Source organism: Cutibacterium sp. LaCa_255 (assembly GCF_057458005.1).
The window spans coordinates 1231235-1246178 of sequence record NZ_CP190956.1 but is presented as its reverse complement, the minus strand read 5'-3'; the positions used below and the strand labels follow the sequence as shown (position 1 = coordinate 1246178).

Sequence of the window (14944 nt, the reverse complement as noted above, 5' to 3'; positions counted from 1 at the left end):
TGACCTCTCAGGCCTGAGCCAAGGCGTGGGCCAGGTCACGTCCGCGACGGGCGGCGTCGTTGAGGAAAGCGGGGAAATCGGAAGTGGCGTCACCATCGGCGGAGTCCGACAGGATTCGCACGACGGCGAAGGGCACCCCGAGGTGGCTGGCAGCCTGTGCCAGAGCCGCACCCTCCATCTCGACCGCACTGGCGTCAAAGGTGGTGCGCAACCACGCGACCTTCTCGGCCTGAGCGATGAACTGGTCGCCACTGACGATGGTTCCGGCGACGACGTGGTGACCGCGCGGCCCCTCGAGAGCCTGCAGCGCCCCCAGTACCTTGGTGGAAAGATCCGGATCCGGCTCCCAGAATGCTGGCTCCCCGGGGATGATGCCGATGGGGTTGCCAAAGGCAGTGTCGTCAGCGTCGTGCTGTCGGAACTTGTCCCCGACGACGACGTCACCGATACCCAGACCGGGGGCTACGGCACCAGCGACACCGGTGAAGACGATGCTCGTAGCGCCGGCCTGAACCATGGCTGAGGCCGCCAGGGCCGCATTCACCTTGCCGATGCCACACTTCGCCAGCACCACCGGTGTTCCGTCCAACTGGCCGCGCAGCAATTCGCACGGACCGTCCAACTCCACGACCTCGTCAAGGTCCTCGCGGATGAGACGGACCTCATCCTCCATTGCACCCATCAGGCCAAGCACGTCGTCAACATCCTTCGTCAGTCGCCGTCACGATTCGAGGGACAGATGGTCTCACTCGAAGGGGGACGGATCACCGGCACCGCGGCGTGTGATCACTGCTTCCCCAGAGGTGAAGTCAACCACCGTCGTCGGTTCGATGCCACAGTCTCCAGAATCGATGACGGCGTCCAGATGATCACCGATCTCGTCCTGGACCTGCCAACCGTCGACCATCGGGGTACCATGCCCGGGCATGATGAGGGTCGAGGAGACGATCGGCTCGTCGAGGGTCTCCAGCAGAGACAGAGCTGTCACGTGCTGAGGCACCCTGACACCCACGGTCTTCTTGCGCGGATGGAGCATGATCTTCGGTACGTCACGAGTCGCCTTGAGGATGAACGTGTATCGCCCGGGGACGGCCGCCTTGACGGCCCGGAAGACCCAGTTGTCCATCTGGACGTACTGTCCGACCTGGGCGAACTCGCTCATCACCAAGGTGAAGTGATGCTTGTCGGACAGCTCACGGAACTTGCGAATCCGATCCAGGGCGTCCTTGTTCCCCAGCCGTGCCCCGAACGCGTAACCTGAATCGGTCGGGTAGGCGATCAGGCCACCGTCGCGCAGGATGTCGACGACCTGGTTGAGGGAACGCTGCTGCGGGTTCTCCGGGTGCACCGGGAAGTACTTGGACACCCTGTCATCGTATCGCCGCAGCGGACTCCCATGGCGGTCAGCGAGCCATCAACGTGCACATTTCGCGCGCCTGACCATGGACCTCCAGCACGCCGATGAGCGAGAGCAGATGAGTTGGTCTGGTGACCTGCACAGCGACGCTGACGGCGTCTCCCTCGACGTCAATGGCCAGCTGACTCATTCCCTTGATCTCGGCTCCACGAGCCGACTTCTCCGCGGCCTTGCGAGCTGATCCGGAGCCGTCCTGTCCTACCAGCTGAGCAGCTGATCCCTCCTCGCATCCAGCCCGAACAGCCTCCGCAGCGACGGTGTGGGCAAGTCGAGCAGCCCTCGCCTGTTCTGCCCCATCCACGGCCACCCCAGCGGCAAGGAGAAGGACCGGAAGCAACACCGTGACGACGACGGAAAGACTGACGCCACGATCGCCATGGCGCTGGGATGGATCCATCCTCCTCGCACTGGCCACACGTCGGTGCATTAACGCATTACTCGTCATACCATCACACCAACACGAACCCCAGTGCCCTGGAAAGGGTTGACATTTGCTCCCCCGGTGTGGCGTTTCGACTCGTGCCATAGGCTTAATAGCGTCATCGCACGACGAACGAAAGGTTTCCCATGGCCGTCAAGAAGGTCGCTCTCCTCACCGCCGGTGGATTCGCGCCCTGCCTGTCCACGGCGATCAGTGGTCTGATCCAGCGCTACACCGAGGTTGCCCCCGAGGTCGAGATCATCGCCTACAAACACGGCTACGAGGGCCTGCTCAAGGGAGACTTCATCGAGGTCACCGACACTGTGCGCAAGAACGCCGAGGTCCTCAAGCGTTTCGGTGGTTCCCCGATCGGCAACTCCCGCGTCAAGCTCACCAATGCCGCCGACCTCGTCAAGCGTGGTCTGGTCGCCGAGGGCGACGATCCCCTCAAGGTTGCTGCTGACCGTCTGGTCTCCGACGGGGTCGACGTCCTGCACACCATCGGTGGCGACGACACCAACACCACCGCCGCTGACCTCGCCGCGTACCTGGCAGAGCACGACTACGGCCTCACCGTCGTCGGTCTGCCCAAGACCATCGACAACGACGTCATCCCGATCCGTCAGTCGCTGGGCGCCTGGACCGCTGCTGAGCAGGGTTCCCGCTTCGCCCAGAACATCGTCGGTGAGCACAACTCCGGATCCCGCATGCTCATCGTCCACGAGGTCATGGGACGTAACTGTGGCTGGCTGACCGCAGCCACCGCCGCCAAGTACCGCGAGTGGCTGGACACCCAGGAGTGGGTCCCCGAGATCGGTCTGTCCAAGGAGGCCTGGGACGTCCACGCCGTGTACGTCCCGGAGGCTCACCTCGACCTTGAGGCCGAGGCCGAGCGCCTCAACAAGGTCATGGACGAGATCGGCAACGTCACCATCTTCCTGTCCGAGGGCGCTGGCCTCGACGCCATCATCGAGGAGATGGAGAAGGCCGGACAGGAGGTCCCGCGCGACCCCTTCGGCCACGTCAAGCTCGACAAGGTCAACCCTGGCGCCTGGTTCGGCAAGCAGTTCGCCGAGAAGCTGGGAGCCGAGAAGGTCATGGTCCAGAAGTCGGGTTACTTCTCCCGTTCGGCTGCCTCCAACGAGGCCGATCTCGAGCTCATCGGCCGCTGCACCGATCTGGCCGTCGACTGCGCCCTCGCCGGCAGGGCTGGCGTCATCGGTCAGGACGAGGAGAACGGCGACGAGCTGACCAACATCGCCTTCGACCGCATCAAGGGTGGCAAGCCCTTCGATGTCACGCAGCCGTGGTTCACCGACATGCTCAGCGAGATCGGGCAGGCCTGACAGTTCTGACTCGCCAATGGCCCTTCCGCACGAATCGGTCCCGGTGGACTGATTGAGAGCGGAAGGGCCATTGTGGTACGTGGAACCCTATTAAACCCAATGCACTGTCATTCGCCGTCTTGAGCGATTGACGGCGAGTACAGACAAGAAAGCCCAGACCATCAACACGGCAAGATAGATGAATACCAGGGCATATCCCAGTTGCTGAGCCAGATATGAGCTAAGCATAGGGCCAGCAAAAGCACCAAAAACACCGTAGGCAGTGAAGGCCAGCCCAAAGATGGGCCCAAAGTGTTTGAGACCGAAGAGGGGTGTCAGTAACAAGGGCGAGATCGTGAAGATTGTCCCCAAAGCGACTCCTGCCAGGAAAGCCACCACGATGAGTGCCCAACCACTGGTGACGAAACCCAACAACACGTACCCCATGGCAAGGGTCAAGGAAGTCACGGCTCCGATGACCGTCGGTCCGACACGATCGAGCACCATCGCGTTGATCACTCGTATCAGCCCATTTCCGGAGACGAACGCGGTAACCGCCGCCACCGCGCTGACTCGCACCCCAATATCATTGAGATGCGCGGAATAAGTGGCAGCGAAAGTCATCATCGTGATGGCTGCCCCACCACCAGCGAACCAGATCGCCCAAACCTGCCAGAACGCGGGCGTCCGCACGGCTTGCGCGGTGGTTGCAGACGGTGCTGAAATTTCTTCCCGCGATGCCGCTAACCCTGCCCTACGCTCCTTCTCGAGCCAGTGCGGGGTGGAAAGAAAAATCACCAGGACCTGTGTGACGGCAACGCCGATCATCAGCGTCACGACCGTGTCTGTGAACCCCCAATGTTTCAGCATTGCCGCGACGACAGGGGCAGCTGCGGCAGCGGGAAGGGCGAAACTGGCGTTGACCAATCCGGTAACCAGCCCCAACTGTCGCGGAAACCATTCTTGGACCGCAGTCAATGAGGGGGAATACGTGAAGGCCGAGGATGCTCCGGACAACAGCGCCCACATGTAAGCAACCGGTAGCGACCGTGAGTCCACCACGACGACCGCCAGAGACACCATCATGAGGACCGTCGCCACGACATACATCCAGCGAGTGCCCAACTGTTGACGAACGATCCCGGCGACGTATGTCAACAGCCCCGACGCAAGAACCGCACACGTCGTCACCCAGCCCAGTGATGCATCTGAAGCTCTGGTAGAGCTCCTCCACCATGAGGTGAACAGCGGAGGCAACGTGAACATGACGACTCCGGGGAACAACGTGCCCAGAAGACTGGCAGCCAAAGCACAATGAGCAGCTCTCCGCGACGACGACCCTTGCAAAATTGCGATTCCCTTTCTGGGTCCGCCAGGGCCCAATGACCTCGGGGTCAATCACATATGGGGCAAACGCCAGCCCGCAGCTGAATCACGCCGTAACGAACTGACCTGTCACCACGCACGCAGCATCATCAGTGGGTCATTGGTCTTCGCGACGTCGACCGAGTATGGCGCCAACTGCCATGCCCCCAACAGCACTGACGATACTCGCTCCGACAACCGGCCAACGACGAGGCTCGGCGTGCGCGGGAGGCAAGGCGCGAGAAGCAGCATGTGCGTCGGCCGATGCGTCTTCCGTCTCCTGCTGGCTGGCGTCCTCCTCTCCCCCATTGGCCTGTGAGGCGACACCGACGACTTCCGCTCCATCCTCGTCCGAGTGCTTGCGGGCGCGATCCGCTAACGCGGCCTCCCAGTGCCCGTCAACGGTACGGCAGTCGTCACGACCGAGCAGGGGCTCGTCGCAGTCGTTCCACTCCTTGTCGACAGCCGGCTGGTTCGCCGTCGCGATCCACGAGGCGATGAAGAGACTCAATCGAGCGATGAGATCGAAGACCAGCATGATGATGATGACAGATCCAAAGGCCTGCACAGCTTTGTTAGAGCTGAAGGCCTGCACAAGATAGCCAGCACCCACCTGTAGGAGGGCCAGGGCAAAACCTGCGGCCAGCGATCCCTTGAGGATCGGACGCCACACCGGTTTGCCACGCGGCATGACGGTGTACAAGAAGATGAAGAGCAACCAACCGGCAATCGCCGAGGCCAGCAGGCCGGCCAGGGCCAGCAGCAGGCCATGGCCAGGAACGGTGTCGAGGCCAGTCCACCTGGCCAACAGCCCGGCCATCGAGGAGCCGACCTGGGAGGTGACGATCGTCAGCAGGCTCACCAGCAGCAATCCCAGGAATGCCAACATGTCGGAAAGCTTGGCGCGCACGAATCCGCGGTCGTCGGCCACCATGTCAAAGTCCGGGGCCCATTCCGCCTGGATTCCCTTGCGGATGTTTCCGACCCAGCCGATTCCGGCCCAAAAAGCGGTGAGGATGGAGACGATGAACGCCCAGACCGATCCGCCGACCTTCATCGCATTCTCGATAATGCCGCGAATTTGTTCCTTGTCATCCTGCTGAGTGGCCAGACTCACGACCGAATCCACCACCTGATTGAGCAGGTACGGGCTCAACCGACTCAGAATCAATCCCAGCACGGCAAAGGCGAATGCGATGACCGGGACGATCGCCAGCACCGTGAAATAGGTGATGGATGCGGCGAAATGGTTGCCGAGACGTCGGGTGAATCGGGTGTGGGCTCGCAACAGATGGGCGATACCGGGCCGCTTCATGATGGCGGCAATTGTGTCCTTCACAGGGGCCTCCTCATCCTGAATCATTGCATGAAGAACGCCCCAGGCGCACGCTCAACGAGCATACGCATCAGGAATGACGGGGACGATTTCTCGTCAATTCACCGCCAGTTCAGGAGGCGTGCTTGGCAATTCTTCTGGCAGTGAACTCGTCGAGCTCTTCCTCGTCAATCGGATTGAGACGCTCACTCGGCAGTTCCGCAAGGCTTCCCTGGACGTCTCGCCACACTCCTCCCAAAGCGATGGCAAACATTCCCTGACCACCGCGCAGCAGGTCGATGACCTCGTTGTCGTTGGTGCACTCATAGACGGAGACCCCGTCACTCATGAGGGTGACCCGGGAAAGATCCTCGACGCCATTGCTGCGCAAATGGTCGATGGCAACCCGAATCTGCTGCAGGGAGACGCCAGCGTTGAGCAGGCGCTTGACGACCTTGAGCATGAGGATGTCGCGGAAGGAGTAAAGACGCTGGCTACCGGAGCCGCGAGCAGCTCGGATCTCCGGACGGACCAACCCGGTTCGCGCCCAGTAGTCGAGCTGGCGGTAGGTGATGCCGGCTGCGCCGGACGCGACAGGCCCCCGGAATCCAATGTCCTCGGGCATCGGAGCGAAGTCACCCTCAAAGAGGGCATCCTGGCCACGACGCGCGGGGCCGTCGAGGGGAGTTTCAACACTCGGCTGCTCACCGGTCGTTGCCATCTCGTCACCCTTCACCAGTTCTGTTCATCGTCTCAACGGCGGAGCACGGTTACCCCGTCGAACGCCCTCGACGCTACGGCGCCAGTCCAGATCACCGTCGAAGCCACGCCGATGGCTTCACACCGTCCTCACATCCCAGTTGCGAATTTAAGTTTGACAAGGTGTTTTGCTGTTGACTCAAGGTCAACCAGAGGTCGAGGGTCCAGGTCCGAAGTCGTCCGGACTGACCTGGTCCAGAAACTGCCGGAACTCTTCCACCGCGTCCTCCGGTCCGGCATCGAGGAGTATCCCGGCCGAGGAGATGACCTCCTCGGTACACCAGATCGGTACTGGAAGACGCAGTGCCAGGGCGACCAGGTCCGAGGGCCGAGCATCGATCCTCATGGTCCCCAGCACCAACTCGCCGAACCAGACGCCGTCCTCAACCTTGGTGATGACGCATTGCGGCTCTTCCTCGCACAGCACCGCGACGACGCGTGCGAGCAGGTCATGGGTGTAAGGCCGGATCGGCTCCTCCTCATTGATGGCGTCGGTGATGGCCAATCTCTCCGGCTCTGCGATCCACAAAGCAAGATGGCGACGACCATCAACCTCGCGCAACAGCAGCACCGCTGCCCCGGACACCGGCTCGGTCCGAATCTCGGCAACCTCGAGCAAGACCATGCTGCCAGCCTAGCGCGGCCTTGGAGTCGATCCTTCGGCGTGACAGCGTTCGCCTGGCAAGGCAGGCCTAGTTGGCCGAACTCAGTTGGCCGACCAGTGTTCCAGCATGTCGTAGACCATCGCCGTATGGGCGTGCATCATCACCTTGGTCGTCTCGGCGGCAATCTTGGACGCCTGCTCGGGATGACGAGCGTGCGGAATGAGAGTCTGCTCAATAAGGCCGGCCTCGTGCTCAGCAGCCTGACGGATGGCGCGCATGTGACGCGAGTCCATCCCGTAGGCAGAGAGCCGTCGAGCCGCGACGCAGATGACGAGAGCCTCCTGCCCGAAGTAGGAAACTCCTCTCTTGGGACGCACCAGCTGGTGACGCTCGAGTTCCATGAGCAGAGCCTCAGTGATACCCGAGGCCCTGATGAGCTCACGCCGATTCATCCTGATGGGACCACGGGTCTGGACGATTCCCTGACCTGCCGAATCCTTCGGGGCCGGAGTCCCCTCACTCTCGGACGGCAGCGGCGGTGCCTCAGCCACCGGAGGCTCTTCGCCCCGGTCCATCATCTCCAGATGATCTCGGATGACACGCAGCGGCTGAAAGTGATCACGCTGGCACGTCAGAATGTACCGCAATCTCTCGACGTCGGAGTCGGAGTACTTGCGGTATCCCGATGGTGCCCTCTCAGGGGACAGCAGGCCCTCAGACTCTAGAAATCGGATCTTGGAAATACTCAGATCGGGGAAATCCGGCTTGAGAGTCTTCATCACCTGCCCGATGGTGCGGACAGATCCTGGCATCAGACGCGACCAGCCCCGCTGGCACCAGATGCCGTCCCACCGGTGTGATAGGTCATCCGGAACTTGCCGATCTGCACCTCATCACCATCCCGCAGCACGGCTGAACCGTCAACCAGGGTACGGTTGACGTAGGTGCCGTTGAGGCTGCCCTGATCCTCGATGATCATGCGACCGTCGGGCTGACGGATGAACTTCACATGGTGACGAGAGACCGTGATGTCGTCGAGGAAGATGTCAGATCGGGTGGAACGTCCAGCCGTCGTCTCATCCTGATCGAGCAGGAACTGCGCACCGAGGTTCGGTCCGCGTCGCACCACCAGCATGGCGTTCTCGGCAGGCAAGTCGGCGATGTCCTGCAACACGTCGGCGGGAAGGTCAAGATTGGGCGAGGTCTCCTCGGCCACCGTCGGTTCGGTGATGGTCGGGATGACGCCGGTGTTGTCCCCGGGAGTGTCGATGGGCACCCCGAGACGAGTCCCGCATCGGGAGCAGAAGTTTGCGCCATCTTCATTGACGTGGCCGCACATGGTGCACTTGTTCATGTTCGCGTCCTCGCTCTCGGGGGTCTCCGAAACAGTCATCTTAGGGGTCACTCCCCCATGCTCGCGAGGTATTCGTCCGGGTCGAGCAGTTCGTTGAGCTCTTCGGGGTCAGACAGTCTCACGTCAAAGAGCCATCCGTCACCCCATGGGTCTGCCTCGAGCAGGTCAGTGTCAACCGACTGGTTGACCGAGACGACTTCCCCGGCAACCGGGGAAACGAGCTCCCAGCTGCGAGACGAGAATTCTAGATCGCCGCAGGTGTCTCCCGCAACGATCTCCTCCCCGTCATCAGCAAGGGACAACGACTCCACCGGCCCGAACTGGTCAAGGAGGGCCGGCGTGACTCCGACGCGCACCCTGTCACCATTACCGGGCCTGATCCACAGGTGATCCGAGGTGCACAACACATCATCGGGAATCTCGGACATCGCCACCTCCATGACACGGCCGACGGAAAAATCCTCGTACCCGCAGACTACCGCGCTCAGCGCCTCGATGCCCGCGTCATCTCACCGGTGTGGCGTGAGTCATCGGACGCGGATGGGCAACCGCGGAAATGATGAGGTCTTGAGAAGTCGTGATCTCGACGGAGGCCCCCACCTTGTCGGACTCCATCTGGGAGACCAGGCCGCCACGGAACCGTGCCCCCTCCCGGAGGGCATGGGGGTCACCAATGACAGCCAGGGTGTAGGGACGGCTGATCGTCGTTCCGCTGACCTCGAGGCCATCAGGGCTGGCGGCAAACCAGGTGTCGGCAACGATGCGGACCTTGTTGTTGAGAACCATGGCCTCAGCCCCGGCATCACGCATCTCCTCGACGGCGTCGAGCATCATGTCGGAGGTCACCTTTTCGTCCGGGTCGTCGATAGTGATCTTGATTCCCGGTCCATGGACCGGAACGGTGCCGGCCAACACCTTCATCCGGGTCAGTCGGTCCTCGGCCTCCTGCTGAGCGACCTTGCGCGAATTGGCCCCCGATTGCAGCTCCCTCGTCGTAGCACGCAGGTCAGCGATCTCGGAATCCAGCTGACGGGAGGATTCCGAGAGAGTGTCCAGCATCGTCACCAAATCTGCCCTGCTCATCGTCGAATAGGCGTCCTGATTGTGCTGGGAATGCACCTGAGTCACGATCATGAAGGAGCACAGGCACAAGATGATGGCGACGAGGATCTGCCCGGTCGACACCGAGGTCAGGTCCTTGCCGATCTTGCGCCAGTGGTTTCCGGCCCACTCCCGCGGATCGTGATGCTCAGGCATGGAGCACCTCTCGCCGAATGGCGGCAGCGTTGGTGAAGATTCGGATGCCGAGCACGACGACGACGGCAGTCGACAACTGCGAACCCACACCGATCTGATCACCCACCCAGACGATAAGGGCGGCGATGGCGACGTTGGAGAGGAAGGAGACGACGAAGACGCGGTCGGAGAAGGTGTGCGCCAGATAAGCACGCACCGCTCCGAAGATGGCGTCAAGGGCAGCGACAATCATGATCGGCAGGTAGGGCTGAAGGCCAGGTGGCAGCGTTGGGTTGACCACGATGCCGATGATGATCCCGACCACCAGGCCGATGAGCGCAATCATGGGTGTCCTTCCTGTGCTCCGATGCCGTTCATCGTCTCACTGTCATCGGTGAGGACTCGCGTGACTCACCGACACCCTCGATCCTGGCACCGAGACCCGGTCCCTCGTCGCCACCGTATAGGTGATCGATGAATTGTCGCTCAGATAGGTCATCCAGCGACCCCCAGGTGTGTCAGTCAGTTTCGCCGGGATCGTCTGCGGGGAGCCGATCGCCTCGATGACATAGGGTCGAGACAGCGAGACGTAGTCAACGGTGATCGCCGATCCGGCCGAGCGGATCGCCGTGCGGGGCCCGATTCGGTGACCATTGACGGCCACGGCCTCCGCTCCGGACTGCCACAGGGCGTTGACGAGTTTGCGTAGGTCGGCGTCACCAAGTTCATCGTCCGGCGCCGCATTGGCGTCATCGAGGAAGATCCGCACCCCTGGGCCCGTCAATGGGATCACTGCTGAGTCCTGCCCTGCCTCGTCACCAATGGGTGATGCGGAGGCACCTTTCATGGCATCCATGGAGGCGCGCAACCTGGCCAATTCTGCATGCTGAGCTGATTCATGAGCTTGGGCCGACTGCACGTGGGCGACCAGGTTTCTGCGTTCTCGTGCGTCCAGCGGCGCGCGTGCAGCCGTTGAGCGCCACGCGATACCGATGAGAACCCCGGTGACGAGCAGGATGACAACGGCAGCAACCCCAACGGGACGTCGCTTCGTGCTGCCGGGACTGTGGTCGTGGTACTCCTGATACCCCTGGTCCAAAGCCTGCGAGCGAACCTCCCGAAGCAGGTCCATCGATGCATCAGGGCGCTGCTTCACGACTGCTCACCCCGGGAATCGACCCGCGGCAGGGTGTGAACGATCTGAACGGTCTGGACGAGGTAGAGGAAGTAGGCCCACCAGTACAGCGCCGTTCCCCAGATGGCGAAGGACCACCCGAGGACCCGGCAGACCGTCCAGCCCCCTGTTCCGAGATGCCCCAGCAGGACCAACGGGAAGGAGTACAGCAGGCAGAAGGTGGCCGCCTTGCCGACGAAGTGCACCGGCAACGAGGTGAACCCGCGAGTTCTCAGAGCCGGAACCAGACACGCCATGCAAACGTCTCGGGCAATGAGCAGAATGACCAGCCACAGTGGTATGACGTCGCGCAGGGTCAACGCGATGACCGTGGCGAAGATGTAGAGACGATCGGCGATGGGGTCAAGCATCTGGCCGATGCGCGAGATCTGGTGCCAGCGACGGGCAATTTTGCCGTCGAGCCAGTCGGTGATACCGGCAACAGCAAGCACCGCAACGGCCCAGCCATCCTCATGCGGGCCCAGAGCCAGCCACAGGAAGACAGGTACGCCGATGAGACGGATCACTGACAGGATGTTGGGAACCGTCCAGAATCGATCGGTGTCCCACGGATTAGCCTCGGGCACTTCCTCAGGCGGCAGGGTGCGCGTCACAACCTCCACCCTAACCATTCATCCCGTTCAGCCGAGAGCCTGCCCACGCCGTGCCCCGACCCGTCACGACTGACATGCCCGACGCACTGCCACCATCCGCTGCACCACGGTGATGGCTCCGGCCACCGTCAGGTAACACAGCGCAATCGGTAGGACGGCCAGGCACCAGTAGGGGAAGACCCCGGCCTTGGCCAGACCCGTGATCTCGACGGCCAGCAAGCTGACGAGCAGACGATCCGCACGGGTGGCGATGCCGACCTTGGCCTCCAGTCCCAAGGACTCAGCCTTGGCACGTACATAGGAGGTGGCCATCCCGAAGACCAGCGCTGCGAGGGACATCGAGGTCCACAGCAGGTTGTTTCCCGGGCCGGCGTAGTACAACGCCACCCCCGCGAAGATGGCGGCGTCACCAAATCGATCCAAGGTGGAGTCGAGGAAGGATCCCCACTGGGAGTGACGCCCGATCTTGCGGGCCATGTTGCCGTCGAGCGAATCGGAGAAGATGAACAGGGCGACCAGCCACGGCCCCTGCCACAGCCACCCTTGTGGGAAGCAGATGAGTGCCATGGCGACGGCACCGACGGTGCCGACCCAGGTGACCATGTCGGGGGTGACGTGAGCCCGCAGCAGGGCGTCGGCGATGGGGTTCATGACCTTGGCCCAGGCGGCCCGGAAATGCTCAAGCATGAGCCACCCACGCATCGGCCAACATCTGACGGCCATCTCCCAGCAGCTGTGGAACAGCACGGACACCTGCCACGATGGGAAGGAAATTCGTGTCTCCCGTCCAGCGTGGAATGACGTGCTGGTGCAGATGGGCGGCCACTCCGGCTCCGCCAGAGGCTCCCTGGTTCATCCCGACGTTGAATCCCTGCGGGTGGGACACCTCCTGAAGGGTCCGGATCGCGGCCTGGGTGAGGTGGGCCATCTCGACGACCTCCACCTCGGTGGCGTCGACGTAGCCGGCAACGTGACGGTAGGGGCACACCAGCATGTGCCCCGGTCCGTAGGGATAGAGGTTCATGATGACGTAGCAGGTCTCGCCACGGTGGACGATGAGGGCATCCTCGTCGCTGCGCTGCGGAGCGACACAGAACGGGCACCCGTCTTCCGGGCGGTCGCCCCGGGGCTTGTTCTCACCGCCGATGTACGCCATCCGGTGCGGGGTCCAGAACCTTCGGAAGGGATCCGGGACCCCGACCAAATCCTCGGCGAACTCGAGGCGGTAGTCCTCAGTCATCGACGGCTCCACGCAAGGTCTCAGCAGTCGGGTCGTCGTTGCGACGGGCCCTGTTCCAGCCTGCGATGATGCGCGCGGCCTCGTCCTGGGCGATGCCGTTGACCTGGGAACCATCACGCAGTCGGAAGGAGATCGCACCGGCCTCGGCGTCCTCCCCACCCGCAATGAGGGTGAAGGGAACCTTCTCCTTGGAGGCATTGCGGATCTTCTTGCCGAAGCGGTCGGACGACAGGTCGATCTCGACCCGGATGCCCTGGGAACGCAGCACCTCGGCAAAGGTCGTGACGTACTCGTCAAAGGCCTCAGCAACCGGGACCAGGCGCACCTGAACGGGGGCCAACCAGACCGGGAAGGCACCGGCGTAGTGCTCGGTGAGCACGCCGATGAACCTCTCGACACTGCCCAGCTTGGCCGAGTGCAGCATGATCGGGCGCTGGTGGGTGCCGTCAGCAGCAGCATATTCGAGGTCGAAGCGCTCAGGCTGGTTGAAGTCATACTGAATCGTCGACATCTGCCAGGTACGACCAATGGCGTCCTTGACCTGGACCGAGACCTTCGGACCGTAGAAGGCGGCGCCGCCCGGATCGGGGACCAACTGCAGACCAGTGCTGCGGCACACCTGGTCGAGGGTGTCGGTGGCAGCCTGCCAGTCCTCGTCGGAGCCGATGAACTTCTCCTCCTTCGCACCGTCCTCCTCGCGGGTGGACAGCTCGAGGTAGAAGTCGTTCAGACCGAAGTCGGCCAGGATCGACAGGAAGAACTCGATCTGCTTCTCGATCTCGCCAGGGGCCTGCTCGCGGGTGCAGTAGGTGTGCGAGTCATCCTGGGCGAACCCGCGCATACGGGTCAGCCCGTGCACGACGCCCGACTTCTCGTAGCGGTAGTCATGGCCCATCTCGAAAAACCGCAACGGCAGTTCGCGGTAGGACCGACCACGCGAGCGGAAGATGAGGTTGTGCATCGGGCAGTTCATGGCCTTGAGGTAGTACTCCTGGCCGGCCCGGGTGACGTTGCCCTCCTCGTCACTCTCCTCGTCGACGAGCATCGGCGGGAACATGGTGTCGGCGTAGTAGGGCAGGTGACCCGAGGTGTGGAACAGCCCACCCTTGGTGATCTCCGGGGTATGCACGAAGGAGAATCCCGCCTCCATGTGGCGCGCGATGACGTGTTCCTCGATGAGGTGACGCAGCATCGCACCCCTGGGATGGAAGACCACCAGGCCCGGACCGATCTCCTCGGGGAAGGAGAACAGATCGAGCTCGGCTCCCAACTTGCGATGGTCCCGACGCTCGGCCTCCTTGATCCGCTCCCGGTAGGCAACGAGATCCTCACGGCTGGCCCACGCGGTGCCGTAGATGCGCTGCAACTGGTCGTTGGCCTGGTCACCCTTCCAGTAGGCAGCCGAGAACTTCGTCAGAGCGAAGGCATTGGCCAGATACTTGGTTGACGGAACGTGCGGGCCACGGCAGAGGTCCTTCCAGGCAACCTCGCCATTGCGGCGCACATTGTCGTAGATCGTCAACTCGGCGCCACCGACCTCGACCGAAGCCCCATCGGCGCCCTTGCCCTTGGTGCCGATGAGTTCCAGCTTGTACGGCTGGTCAGCCAGCTCCTCACGGGCGGATTCCTCGCTGGTGACCCGACGCACGAAGCGTTGGTTCTCTTTGACGATCCGCTTCATCCGCTTCTCGAGCTCGGTGAGCACCTCGGGGGTGACGGGCTCGATGTTGCCGAAGTCGTAGTAGAAACCGTCGGTGATGAACGGGCCGATACCCAGGTTCACCTCGGGGTACAGCTGCTGGACGGCCTGTGCCATGACGTGGGTGCACGAGTGCCGAATGATGTTGAGCCCGTCCTCGCTCGTCGCCTCGACGGGCTCCACCTCGGCGCCGTCGTGAAGTTCGCGCTGCAGATCGACGAGGTTGCCGTCGACCCGCATGGCGACGACGTCACGCTCGGAGCCGAAGAGATCCAGACCGGTCGTGGTGGTGTCCACCTGCTCGGTCCTGGAGGTACCGGAACGGTGCAGGGTGATGCTGATGGACACGATTGACTTCCTCACTCGATTGCAACCCGGCGGATGCCGGACATGGTCCAATAATGCCGTACCGGGTCGGGT

Annotated in this window: 18 protein-coding genes; 1 reads left to right on the top strand and 17 read right to left on the bottom strand. The window is 62.5% G+C overall.

All coding sequences use genetic code 11. The features are described from left to right. Nucleotides 1–7: 7 nt before the first annotated feature. The 3 genes from ACP8ML_RS05580 to ACP8ML_RS05570 are packed head-to-tail and all read right to left on the bottom strand — an operon-like array spanning nucleotide 8 to nucleotide 1724. Entirely contained in the window at nucleotides 8–694 is a 687-nt protein-coding gene (locus tag ACP8ML_RS05580; protein WP_442542386.1) for a 5'-methylthioadenosine/adenosylhomocysteine nucleosidase, read from the bottom strand. Between the two features lie 51 nt (nucleotides 695–745). Continuing rightward, nucleotides 746–1366, bottom strand: a complete 621-nt coding sequence (locus ACP8ML_RS05575; RefSeq protein WP_065672702.1) for an L-threonylcarbamoyladenylate synthase — start codon at nucleotides 1364–1366, stop codon at nucleotides 746–748. Nucleotides 1367–1403: 37 nt separating this feature from the next. Next, a complete protein-coding gene (locus tag ACP8ML_RS05570) occupies nucleotides 1404–1724 on the bottom strand; it encodes a hypothetical protein (RefSeq protein WP_069102812.1) in 321 nt (106 codons plus the stop codon). A gap of 260 nt (nucleotides 1725–1984) precedes the next feature. Between ACP8ML_RS05570 and ACP8ML_RS05565 the strand changes: the two genes are divergently transcribed. Further along, a complete protein-coding gene (locus ACP8ML_RS05565; protein WP_016667573.1) occupies nucleotides 1985–3184 on the top strand; it encodes a pyrophosphate--fructose-6-phosphate 1-phosphotransferase in 1200 nt (399 codons plus the stop codon). A 90-nt stretch (nucleotides 3185–3274) separates the two neighbouring features. Here ACP8ML_RS05565 and ACP8ML_RS05560 read toward each other — a convergent pair whose 3' ends face one another. From ACP8ML_RS05560 to thrS, 14 genes are all read right to left on the bottom strand, one after another. After that, nucleotides 3275–4429, bottom strand: coding sequence for an MFS transporter (locus ACP8ML_RS05560; RefSeq protein WP_065672700.1), 1155 nt, complete (start codon nucleotides 4427–4429; stop codon nucleotides 3275–3277). 217 nt (nucleotides 4430–4646) lie between these two features. Beyond that, entirely contained in the window at nucleotides 4647–5891 is a 1245-nt protein-coding gene (locus tag ACP8ML_RS05555; protein WP_179856520.1) for a YhjD/YihY/BrkB family envelope integrity protein, read from the bottom strand. 85 nt (nucleotides 5892–5976) lie between these two features. Further along, a complete protein-coding gene (locus ACP8ML_RS05550; RefSeq protein ID WP_016667570.1) occupies nucleotides 5977–6564 on the bottom strand; it encodes a MerR family transcriptional regulator in 588 nt (195 codons plus the stop codon). A gap of 183 nt (nucleotides 6565–6747) precedes the next feature. After that, nucleotides 6748–7227 carry a bifunctional nuclease family protein gene (locus ACP8ML_RS05545; protein ID WP_069101425.1) on the bottom strand — a complete coding sequence of 160 codons (480 nt, stop codon included), beginning with the start codon at nucleotides 7225–7227 and terminating at the stop codon, nucleotides 6748–6750. Between the two features lie 81 nt (nucleotides 7228–7308). After that, on the bottom strand, nucleotides 7309–8019 hold the full coding sequence (ftsR, locus tag ACP8ML_RS05540) for a transcriptional regulator FtsR (protein WP_016667568.1): 711 nt from the start codon (nucleotides 8017–8019) through the stop codon (nucleotides 7309–7311). Next, complete coding sequence (locus ACP8ML_RS05535) at nucleotides 8019–8600, bottom strand: zinc-ribbon and FHA domain-containing protein (RefSeq protein WP_065672698.1); 582 nt, start codon at nucleotides 8598–8600, stop codon at nucleotides 8019–8021. The genes ftsR and ACP8ML_RS05535 overlap by 1 nt, the downstream gene beginning before the upstream one ends. An 8-nt stretch (nucleotides 8601–8608) precedes the next feature. Beyond that, complete coding sequence (locus tag ACP8ML_RS05530; protein WP_065672697.1) at nucleotides 8609–9001, bottom strand: glycine cleavage system protein H; 393 nt, start codon at nucleotides 8999–9001, stop codon at nucleotides 8609–8611. A 64-nt stretch (nucleotides 9002–9065) separates the two neighbouring features. Next, nucleotides 9066–9818 carry a DUF881 domain-containing protein gene (locus ACP8ML_RS05525; RefSeq protein ID WP_065672696.1) on the bottom strand — a complete coding sequence of 251 codons (753 nt, stop codon included), beginning with the start codon at nucleotides 9816–9818 and terminating at the stop codon, nucleotides 9066–9068. Next, the gene (locus tag ACP8ML_RS05520) at nucleotides 9811–10143 is read right to left on the bottom strand and encodes a small basic family protein (protein ID WP_002513635.1); all 333 of its coding nucleotides are present in this window, start codon (nucleotides 10141–10143) and stop codon (nucleotides 9811–9813) included. The genes ACP8ML_RS05525 and ACP8ML_RS05520 overlap by 8 nt, the downstream gene beginning before the upstream one ends. A 42-nt stretch (nucleotides 10144–10185) precedes the next feature. Further along, a complete protein-coding gene (locus ACP8ML_RS05515) occupies nucleotides 10186–10929 on the bottom strand; it encodes a DUF881 domain-containing protein (protein WP_486703068.1) in 744 nt (247 codons plus the stop codon). A gap of 20 nt (nucleotides 10930–10949) precedes the next feature. Further along, nucleotides 10950–11603 carry a cardiolipin synthase ClsA gene (gene clsA / locus ACP8ML_RS05510; RefSeq protein WP_486703054.1) on the bottom strand — a complete coding sequence of 218 codons (654 nt, stop codon included), beginning with the start codon at nucleotides 11601–11603 and terminating at the stop codon, nucleotides 10950–10952. A 45-nt stretch (nucleotides 11604–11648) separates the two neighbouring features. Next, on the bottom strand, nucleotides 11649–12272 hold the full coding sequence (gene pgsA / locus ACP8ML_RS05505) for a phosphatidylinositol phosphate synthase (RefSeq protein WP_036976586.1): 624 nt from the start codon (nucleotides 12270–12272) through the stop codon (nucleotides 11649–11651). Further along, nucleotides 12265–12825, bottom strand: a complete 561-nt coding sequence (locus ACP8ML_RS05500) for an HIT family protein (RefSeq protein WP_015582769.1) — start codon at nucleotides 12823–12825, stop codon at nucleotides 12265–12267. Before ACP8ML_RS05500 ends, pgsA begins: the two co-directional genes overlap by 8 nt. Next, nucleotides 12818–14887 carry a threonine--tRNA ligase gene (gene thrS / locus ACP8ML_RS05495; protein WP_486703053.1) on the bottom strand — a complete coding sequence of 690 codons (2070 nt, stop codon included), beginning with the start codon at nucleotides 14885–14887 and terminating at the stop codon, nucleotides 12818–12820. Before thrS ends, ACP8ML_RS05500 begins: the two co-directional genes overlap by 8 nt. Nucleotides 14888–14944 lie beyond the last annotated feature (57 nt).

Excerpts from the sequence above, each read along its gene's own strand:
- ACP8ML_RS05565 (WP_016667573.1), top strand. The coding sequence starts at position 1,985 with ATGGCCGTCAAGAAGGTCGCTCTCCTCACCGCCGGTGGATTCGCGCCC.
- ACP8ML_RS05560 (WP_065672700.1), bottom strand. The coding sequence starts at position 4,429 with ATGTTCACGTTGCCTCCGCTGTTCACCTCATGGTGGAGGAGCTCTACC.
- ACP8ML_RS05555 (WP_179856520.1), bottom strand. The coding sequence starts at position 5,891 with ATGATTCAGGATGAGGAGGCCCCTGTGAAGGACACAATTGCCGCCATC.
- ACP8ML_RS05550 (WP_016667570.1), bottom strand. The coding sequence starts at position 6,564 with ATGGCAACGACCGGTGAGCAGCCGAGTGTTGAAACTCCCCTCGACGGC.
- ACP8ML_RS05545 (WP_069101425.1), bottom strand. The coding sequence starts at position 7,227 with ATGGTCTTGCTCGAGGTTGCCGAGATTCGGACCGAGCCGGTGTCCGGG.
- ftsR (WP_016667568.1), bottom strand. The coding sequence starts at position 8,019 with ATGCCAGGATCTGTCCGCACCATCGGGCAGGTGATGAAGACTCTCAAG.
- ACP8ML_RS05535 (WP_065672698.1), bottom strand. The coding sequence starts at position 8,600 with ATGACTGTTTCGGAGACCCCCGAGAGCGAGGACGCGAACATGAACAAG.
- ACP8ML_RS05530 (WP_065672697.1), bottom strand. The coding sequence starts at position 9,001 with ATGGAGGTGGCGATGTCCGAGATTCCCGATGATGTGTTGTGCACCTCG.
- ACP8ML_RS05525 (WP_065672696.1), bottom strand. The coding sequence starts at position 9,818 with ATGCCTGAGCATCACGATCCGCGGGAGTGGGCCGGAAACCACTGGCGC.
- ACP8ML_RS05520 (WP_002513635.1), bottom strand. The coding sequence starts at position 10,143 with ATGATTGCGCTCATCGGCCTGGTGGTCGGGATCATCATCGGCATCGTG.
- ACP8ML_RS05515 (WP_486703068.1), bottom strand. The coding sequence starts at position 10,929 with ATGGACCTGCTTCGGGAGGTTCGCTCGCAGGCTTTGGACCAGGGGTAT.
- clsA (WP_486703054.1), bottom strand. The coding sequence starts at position 11,603 with ATGGTTAGGGTGGAGGTTGTGACGCGCACCCTGCCGCCTGAGGAAGTG.
- pgsA (WP_036976586.1), bottom strand. The coding sequence starts at position 12,272 with ATGCTTGAGCATTTCCGGGCCGCCTGGGCCAAGGTCATGAACCCCATC.
- ACP8ML_RS05500 (WP_015582769.1), bottom strand. The coding sequence starts at position 12,825 with ATGACTGAGGACTACCGCCTCGAGTTCGCCGAGGATTTGGTCGGGGTC.